This window comes from Allobosea sp. GW821-FHT03A12 (genome assembly GCF_058986765.1).
This window is the reverse complement of the sequence record NZ_JBYSVZ010000019.1, coordinates 1-7311: the sequence shown is the minus strand read 5'-3', so window position 1 is coordinate 7311 and position 7311 is coordinate 1. Positions and strand designations below refer to the sequence as shown.

At 65.5% G+C, this 7311-nt stretch carries 8 protein-coding genes; 5 read left to right on the top strand and 3 right to left on the bottom strand.

Annotation, left to right across the window (positions count from 1 at the left end; all coding sequences use genetic code 11):
• Window positions 1–150: 150 nt before the first annotated feature.
• Window positions 151–420, bottom strand: coding sequence for a 30S ribosomal protein S15 (rpsO, locus tag AC3WLC_RS32010; protein WP_092163299.1), 270 nt, complete (start codon window positions 418–420; stop codon window positions 151–153).
• Window positions 421–683: 263 nt separating this feature from the next.
• Here rpsO and AC3WLC_RS32005 point away from each other — a divergent pair, with 263 nt between their 5' ends.
• From AC3WLC_RS32005 to ligD, 3 genes are read left to right on the top strand one after another with little or no spacing between them, the layout of a single operon-like run.
• Window positions 684–926: a hypothetical protein gene (locus AC3WLC_RS32005; protein WP_493687906.1), complete on the top strand. Its 243-nt coding sequence runs from the start codon at window positions 684–686 to the stop codon at window positions 924–926.
• Window positions 926–1804: a non-homologous end joining protein Ku gene (gene ku / locus AC3WLC_RS32000; RefSeq protein ID WP_493687905.1), complete on the top strand. Its 879-nt coding sequence runs from the start codon at window positions 926–928 to the stop codon at window positions 1802–1804. Before AC3WLC_RS32005 ends, ku begins: the two co-directional genes overlap by 1 nt.
• 18 nt (window positions 1805–1822) lie before the next feature.
• A complete protein-coding gene (gene ligD, locus AC3WLC_RS31995) occupies window positions 1823–4369 on the top strand; it encodes a DNA ligase D (RefSeq protein WP_493687904.1) in 2547 nt (848 codons plus the stop codon).
• Here the strand turns inward: ligD and AC3WLC_RS31990 are convergent, their stop codons facing one another.
• Window positions 4370–4741, bottom strand: coding sequence for a winged helix-turn-helix transcriptional regulator (locus AC3WLC_RS31990; RefSeq protein WP_493687903.1), 372 nt, complete (start codon window positions 4739–4741; stop codon window positions 4370–4372). It abuts the gene before it with no gap.
• A 118-nt stretch (window positions 4742–4859) separates the two neighbouring features.
• On the opposite strand from AC3WLC_RS31990, the gene AC3WLC_RS31985 reads away from it, so the two are divergent.
• Window positions 4860–5471, top strand: a complete 612-nt coding sequence (locus AC3WLC_RS31985; RefSeq protein ID WP_493687902.1) for an NAD(P)-dependent oxidoreductase — start codon at window positions 4860–4862, stop codon at window positions 5469–5471.
• Window positions 5472–5623: 152 nt separating this feature from the next.
• Here AC3WLC_RS31985 and AC3WLC_RS31980 read toward each other — a convergent pair whose 3' ends face one another.
• A complete protein-coding gene (locus AC3WLC_RS31980) occupies window positions 5624–6010 on the bottom strand; it encodes an Atu4866 domain-containing protein (protein ID WP_346364302.1) in 387 nt (128 codons plus the stop codon).
• 302 nt (window positions 6011–6312) lie between these two features.
• On the opposite strand from AC3WLC_RS31980, the gene AC3WLC_RS31975 reads away from it, so the two are divergent.
• A complete protein-coding gene (locus AC3WLC_RS31975) occupies window positions 6313–7212 on the top strand; it encodes an AraC family transcriptional regulator (protein ID WP_493687901.1) in 900 nt (299 codons plus the stop codon).
• The last annotated feature ends 99 nt before the right edge of the window (window positions 7213–7311 follow it).

The following is a 7311-nucleotide window of genomic DNA, read 5'->3' as shown; positions in this document are numbered from 1 at the left end:
GATCCGATCAGGTTGAAAACCTGATCGGATCCGGCTCCAAACTTGAAGTTAGAGACCGTTTTACCGACCAGCGTGCTTCGCAAGTTGGTCGGAACGGGCTCTAGCAGAACCGCCCGGAGCAGCGAGGCACCGGGCGGAAGTTCGGTTCGATCAGCGGCGGATGCCGAGCTTCTCGATCAGGGTCTTGTAGCGCGCTTCTTCCTTGCCCTTCAGGTAGTCGAGCAGGGAGCGGCGCTGCGAGACCAGCTTGAGCAGGCCGCGACGCGAATGGTTGTCCTTGGTGTGGGACTTGAAGTGGCCGGTCAGGTTGTTGATGCGCTCGGTGAGGATCGCGACCTGGACTTCCGGCGAGCCGGTGTCGTTCGGCTTGGTGGCATGTTCCTTGATGAGCGCGTTCTTGCGCTCGGCAGTGATCGACATCGTGATGTCCTTTGGTTCGGGTGTTGATCTGGCGGGCCAGGCCGGGATGTCGTCCAGCAAGGTCCGAAGCCCGCATCCGCCTCATCGCGGAAGGGATGCGCAGCCGGCCATCGGGCCGGTTGCCCGGGCATATACACGAAATCCAAGGAAACGCTAGGGTGCTGCGCTGCAGCACGAGGCAAAGCAGTGCTGGCTGCCCATGGCGGAACCAGCGGCGCGGCCCGCAGTTGAAACCCAGACAGATGTCCAGTCCGGGTGCCGTCATGCGTACCATATCGAAAGACCGCCTCATCGCCGCGCTCGGCGCCCAACTTCGGGCCGAGCGCGAGACCCGCGATGCGCTCGCCGAGGTGATCGCCAATGGTCAGCTCGACCGCGAGGTGCTGCTGGCGATCCTCTCCGATCCCGTCCCGGTCGTGACCCGCGACGAGATCGTCCGCGCCGAGGCCTGGCTGCGCGGGCTGCCGCCGGCCTTGCCGGCCCGGCCCAAGCTGAGGGCGGCCTGATGGCGCCCCGGCCGGCCTGGAAGGGTTATCTCAAGCTCTCGCTGGTCTCCTGCGCCGTCGAACTGACCTCGGCGACCGACCATAGCGAGAAGGTCTCGTTCCGCGTCATCAACCGCAAGACCGGCAACACGGTCCGGCGCCAATACATCGACAGCGTCAGCGGCAAGCCGGTCGACCCCGACGACGAGGTCAAGGGCTACGAGATCGGCGGCGACGAATACCTGCTGATCGAGGAGGACGAGATCGATGCGGTCCAGATCGAGAGTTCGCACACGCTCTCGATCGAGCAGTTCGTCGACCGCGCCGCGATCCCGCAGATCTATTTCGATCAGCCCTATTATCTCAGCCCGTCCGACGAGGTCTCGGAAGAGGCCTTCGCCGTGATCCGCGAGGCGATGGCGAAGCAGAAGAAGGCCGGTATCGCCCGGATCGTGCTCTATCGCCGCGAGCGGCCGGTGATGATCGAGCCCTTCGACAAGGGCTTGCTCCTGACAACGCTGCGCTACGACAAGACCGTGCGCCAGCCCGACGAGGTCTTCGACGGCCTGAAGAAGGGCAAGCTCGACGAGGAGCTGGTCGATCTCGCCACGCACATCATCGAGAAGAAGGAAGCGAGGTTCGATCCGAGCGGCTTCGAGGACCATTACGAGGAGGCACTGCTCGAGCTGATCGCGGCCAAGCGCAAGGGCAAGAAGCCGCCGGTCGCCAAACCCGCCGAGCGCCCGTCCAACGTCGTCAACCTGTTCGAGGCCCTGAAGAAGAGCCTCGGCGAGGAGAGCGGGGCGTCCGACAAATCCTCCTCCGGCGGCAAGAAGACGGCGAACGCGGGCAAACCGGCGAAGAAGCCTGCTGCCGGCAAGGCCAAAAAGAGCGCCTGACGCGCGTCGGAGGACGCCATGGCCAATCTCGATCTCTATCGCTCGAAACGCGACTTCTCCCGCACAAGGGAGCCGAAAGGCGCCGCCAGCCGACGGAAGGCCGCCCAGGCCGGTGGCGCTTTCGTCATCCACAAGCACGCCGCGCGCCGCCTCCACTACGATCTCAGGCTCGAACATGGCGGCGTGCTGTGGTCCTGGGCCGTGACGCGGGGCCCGAGCCTCGACGCGGCGGAGAAGCGCCTTGCCGTCCATGTCGAGGATCACCCGCTCGAATACGGCTCCTTCGAAGGCACGATTCCCGCAGGCGAATACGGTGCCGGGGCAGTCGTCGTCTGGGACGAGGGCAAATGGATTCCGGAAAGCGATCCCGTCCGCGGCATGGAGAAGGGCCACCTCGCCTTCGCGCTCGAGGGTCACAAGCTCGGCGGCCGCTGGCATCTTGTCAGGCTGAAGCCCCGCCGCGGCGAGAAGCGCGACAACTGGCTGCTGATCAAGGTCGACGACGATTTCGCCCGCGACGATGAGGATATTCTTGAGACGGCGCCGGACTCGGTGAAATCCGGCCGCAGCGTCGGGGAGGTCGGCAAGGATCCCAGCGGCGACGTCTGGTCGACCGACGAGAAGCCCGCGAAGGGCCGCCAGACCAAGGCTGCTAGGCTCAAAGTCACCCGGGCAAGGCCAGAGAAGGCCAAGCTCGCCCGTCGCTCGGCGACGACTGAAAGCGAGCCGTTGCCGCGCTTCGTCGAGCCGTGCCTTGCCACCTTGCAGGACAAGCCCCCTGCCGGCGATGCCTGGCTGCACGAGGTCAAGTTCGACGGCTACCGGCTGCAGGCACGCGTTTCTGCGGGGAAGGTCAAGCTGCTCACCCGCACCGGGCTCGATTGGACCGAGCGCTTCGGCAAGCGGATTGCCGATGCCCTGGCTGCGCTGCCTTGCGAGAATGCGCTGATCGACGGTGAGGTCGTGGCGCTCGGCGAGAACGGCATCTCGTTATTCTCGGCGCTCCAGGCCGCCTTGTCCGAGGGCAAGACAGAGAATCTCGTCTTCTACGCCTTCGACCTGCTCCATCTTGATGGCGAGGACCTGCAATCAGAGCCGCTGCTCGCCCGCAAGGAACGGCTGGAAGGGTTGCTTGAGGCCTCGGGAGCAGATTCGCCCTTGCGCTATTCCGAGCATTTCATCGAGCCGGGCCAAACCATGCTGCGTCATGCCTGTCGCATGGGGCTGGAGGGTGTGATCTCCAAGCGCGCCGACGCACCCTATCGCAGCGGCCGTGGCCGCGACTGGATCAAGTCGAAATGCACGCAGCGCCAGGAATTCGTCATCGCCGGCTATGTCCCGTCGAAGGCCTCGCGCAATCAGCTCGGTTCCCTCGTCCTCGGCTATCACGAGGATAGCGAGCTGAAGCCGGCCGGCCGGGTCGGCACCGGCTTCACTCGCAGCTCAGCCGCCGCGTTGAAGAAGAAGCTCGACGTCATCGCGACGAAAGCCTCGCCCTTCCCCAGCGAAGCCGGCCGCGAGCGTGGTATCGTCTGGGTCGAGCCCGAGCTCGTCGCCGAGATCGCCTTCGGCTCCTGGACGGCTTCGAAGACCCTGCGGCACTCGGCCTTTCTCGGACTGCGCGAGGACAAGCCAGCGCAGGAGGTCGTCGAGGAGAAGCCGGCCAAGGCGGGGGCTAACAAGGCTCGTCGCGCGACGAAGACCAGGCGCAAGGCAGGAGCGGAGACCACCGTGACGCTGAGCAATCCCGACAAGCCGCTCTGGCCCGATATCGGCTTCACCAAGCAGGATCTGCTCGATTACTACGCCGGCGTCTGGGAGCGCATGGCGCCCTTCGTGGTCGAACGCCCCTTGAGCCTGCTGCGCGCGCCGGACGGCGTCGGCGGGCAGGTCTTCTTCCAGAAGCATGCCGGGGCCGGCCTGCACAAATCCATCTCCCGGATGAAGGACAAGGATGGCGAGGAGCTGCTCTTCATCCGAGATTTCGACGGGCTCGCCGCGCTTGTCCAGCTCGGGACGGTCGAGGTCCATGTCTGGGGCGCCAAGGTCGACGCGGTCGAGACGCCCGACCAGATCATCTTCGATCTCGATCCCGATCCGGGCGTGCGGATGGAACGCGTGCGCGAGGCGGCACTGACCGTGCGCCAACGGCTGGAGGAGCTCGGTTTCGAGAGTTTCCTCAAGACCTCCGGCGGCAAGGGCTTCCATGTCGTGCTGCCATTGCAACCCAAGGCGGAGTGGGACGCGGTCAAGGGTTTTGCCCGCGACTTCGCCAAGGCGATGGAACAGGCCGAGCCGAAGCTCTACACCGCCACCCTGTCGAAGAAGGCGCGCAAGGGCCGCATCTTCATCGACTATCTCCGCAACGGCCGCGGCTCGACCGCGATCGCGCCATTCTCGACGCGGGCGCGGCCCGGTGTGGCGGTCGCCATGCCGGTCGCCTGGGAGCTGCTGAAGAAGGGGTTGGCGCCCGATGCTTTCAAGGCGCCGGAGGTGATGAAGAAAGGCCCGCCGGACGATGCCTGGGCCGCCTTCTTCAAGCCGAAGCGGCCGTTGAAACGCTGATCAGGCGGCCACCTCGCCGCGATCATAGCGGCGCTGCGCTTCCTCGACCTCGCCGATATGGGCCACGGCCCATTGCGTCAGCGCCGCGACCGTGCCGGCGAGCGTGCGCCCGAGTGGCGTCAGCGAATACTCGACCGTGACCGGCACGGTCGCGAAGGCGCGGCGCGAGATCAGCCCGTCCCGTTCCAGGCTCTTCAGCGTCTGCGACAGCATCTTTTGCGAGATGGAATCGATCCGCCGGCGCAGTTCGTTGAAGCGCAATGTCTCCTGCTCCAGCAGGATCAGCACCAGCACAGCCCATTTGTCGCCGATCCGGTCGAGTACTTGCCGCGTCGGGCAGCGTGCGTTGAAGGCGTCGGGGCGGTGGAGCATGGCGGTTTCCGGCAGGTGACCTTGTGGCGTGAAAGTGCCTTCTTGAGAGAAAGTCGCATGCCTGCCATCTGGTGTCCATCGGGATGTAGGTTCCCATCAGATACCAGGGAAGATCACCATGAAGATTGCTCTCATCGGCGCCACCGGCTTCATCGGCTCGCGCTTGCTCGCCGAATTGACCAGCCGCGGCCATCAGGTCACCGCCATCGTCCGCAACCCGGAGAAGGTGGCGCAGGGCGCCAGCGTCACCGCCAAGAAGGGCGATGTCTATGACAAGGACGGGCTCGCTGCCCTGCTCGCCGGCCATGATGCGGTGATCAGCGCCGTGCATTTCACCGCCAGCGATCCGGCGACTTTGCTGGCGGCGGTCAAGCAGTCCGGCGTGAAGCGCTACCTCGTCGTCGGCGGCGCCGGCAGTCTGGAGGTCGCGCCCGGCGTGAAGGTGTACGACACGCCGGAATTCCCGGCGATCTATCTCGACGAAGCCAGGAAAGGCGGCGTCTTCCTCGATCTGCTCAAAGGCGAGGGCGGCCTCGACTGGATCTTCCTCTCGCCCTCCGCCTTGATCGAGCCGGGCGAGCGCACCGGGAAATTCCGCCTCGGCAAGGACCAGCTGCTGGTCGACGACAAGGGCCAGAGCCGGATTTCGGCCGAGGATTATGCCATTGCCCTGGTCGACGAACTGGAAAAGCCGGCGCATTCGCGTCAGCGCTTTACGGTCGGCTACTGAGACGGGACGCCAGACCACGATGATTTTGGATCGACCCGATCCCAAATCACAAACGTGATCGATTCTTAGAGCTTAGAGCAGGATCTCAGCGAAAAACCGGTTCCCACTTTTTCGCATCCTGCTCTAGCGTCCCGTCTCAGCGTTACGTGAGCTTACCGGTCAGACCGTATCAGTCTGGCCGGATCGAGCTGCAGGGTCCGGCGGAAACGCTTCTCGCCGAAGGCGAGCTGGCCGCGGCGCAGTTCGCCGCTCCAGACATGGCCGGCGTCGCTCTCGAAATAGAGCTGCGACGCATCGACCTCGTAGCGGCCGCCATGGCCCGGCGCCTGGTCGCGCTGCTTGCCGAAGCGGCCATTGGGCCGAAGATCGAGCCGGATGGCGCCGTCTTCGCTGACCCAGCGGCCGAGCACCGCGAGTTCGGCCTTGGTCAGTGGCTCGGGAAGCTCGAGATCGATCTCGAGCGGGCGAACCGACGGCTTGGCCGGGACGATGATCGACGCGATCGCGCCGAGCGACTGGAAGACCTGGCTGAAGGGCATGATGATCTCCTTTCGTTCAGGTTGTTGGGCGGTGCTGATAGCGCCGCCTTTGACAGGAATATGTCAGTAGCAACCGGCTCGGGGCGCCAGGGGCGATCCGCCCGTGGGTCCGTTGGTCGACAACGCTGCCGGTATGCTGGGACAATGCACCAGAGCAAGCATGGGGCGGTAGACCGATCCGCCGCGATCATTGCCTGATCCTCCAGCGCTGCTGCTCGACCATGGCAAAGACCCGTGGCTTCCTTATATGAAAGTCCAGGCAGCCGGGTCGTGTTTTCGGCGGCTGCCATGGAGGTCGGCACATGTCCCATGTCGAGGAACTCGCCAGGTTGATCGCGCGCTTCGCGCCGACCGACGGCGTCCACGAAACCGCGATTCCGCGGGTGAAGGTGGTCCGCCTCTCGCAGCCGAGCGAGCCCATGCACGGTCTGCACGAGCCGGCGCTCTGCATCATCGCCCAGGGCGCCAAGCAGGTGATCCTGGGCGACCAGATCTATCGCTACGACGCCGCCCATTGCCTCGTCGTCTCGCTCGACCTGCCGGTCATCGGCCAGGTGATCGAGGCGACGCCGGACGAGCCCTATCTCTGCGTCAAGCTCGAGCTCGACCCGGCCGCGATCGGTGCGCTGATGCTGGAAGCGCCGCCGCTTGCCGGGCCGGAGCCGTCATCCGGCCCGGGGCTGACGGTCAGCCCGATGACGCCGGTCTTGCGCGATGCCGTCATCCGGCTGACCGGCCTGCTGGAATCTCCCGCGGACATCGCGGTGCTCGCGCCGCTGGTTGAGCGCGAGATTCTCTACCGCCTGCTGACCGGCGAGCAGGCATCGCGGTTGCGCCAGATCGCGGTGGCGGAGAGCAAGCTGCAGCAGGTCAACCGCGCCATCGCCTGGATCAAGCGCAATTACCGCAGTCCCTTCAGCGTCGACATCGTGGCGGCCGAGGCCCGGATGAGCCCCTCGGCCCTGCATCAGCATTTCAAGGCGGTGACGGCGATGAGCCCGCTGCAATACCAGAAGCAGCTGCGGCTGCAGGAAGCCCGCCGGCTGATCCTGGCCAAGGCGCATGATGCCGCCTCGGCCGGGTTCCAGGTCGGCTATGAGAGCCCCTCGCAGTTCAGCCGGGAATATAGCCGCCTGTTCGGCGCCCCGCCGCTGCGCGACGTCGCAAGGCTGCGGGGCGGAGAACCGGTCTACAACGGCTGACGCAGCCGCCGCTCAGAACTCCTCCCATCCGGCGTCGCTCGCTCGGCCATTTGCGGCCTTGCGCGGCTGTGGCGCGGCGGCCTTGCTCTGGACGAAGGC